Source organism: Mesorhizobium sp. M2A.F.Ca.ET.039.01.1.1, from assembly GCF_003998035.1.
Taxonomy (GTDB): domain Bacteria; phylum Pseudomonadota; class Alphaproteobacteria; order Rhizobiales; family Rhizobiaceae; genus Mesorhizobium.
Window position 1 is genome coordinate 1 of the sequence record NZ_RZRY01001571.1, and the last position, 415, is coordinate 415.

The window sequence follows — 415 nt, forward strand, 5'->3', positions numbered from 1 at the left end:
ATCCCGAAGAGCACTGCCGTTATCGCCTATAAGGTGGAGCACGATTTTCCCGGCGTCGGGAAGCGGACCATGCTGATTACGGCGCGCACCATCAATCGGGACGACGACGGCACCACCATGTTGCTGTCGCTCGTCGATGCACGGACACGACCCACAGAGAGGCCGAATTTGAAGTTCTCTTCGGCGAACTTCGGCATCGGATGAAGAACCTGCTCGGACTGGTTCGGGCACTGGCTAACCAGACCAAGGCTGAAGGCGTCTCTGGGGAGGCATATCGAGACGCGTTTCTTGGCCGGCTGGCGGCCGTCGTGGACGCGAATGACCAAGGGTTTGTCGGCGGCGGGGATGGCGACCTCGCCGCGCTGGTAGCACATGCCCTGGAACCGTTCGTAGCAAGCCCCAACGCCGTAAAGAT

At 61.0% G+C, this 415-nt stretch carries 1 protein-coding gene and 1 pseudogene; both read left to right on the plus strand.

Going from position 1 to position 415, the window contains the following annotated elements:
* Positions 1-204 (plus strand): annotated as a pseudogene (locus tag EOA24_RS43780) (hypothetical protein); the annotation flags it as partial.
* Positions 201-415 (plus strand): HWE histidine kinase domain-containing protein (locus EOA24_RS43785; protein ID WP_281059963.1); only part of this gene is annotated, 215 nt, incomplete at its 3' end. The pseudogene EOA24_RS43780 and the gene EOA24_RS43785, both read left to right, overlap by 4 nt.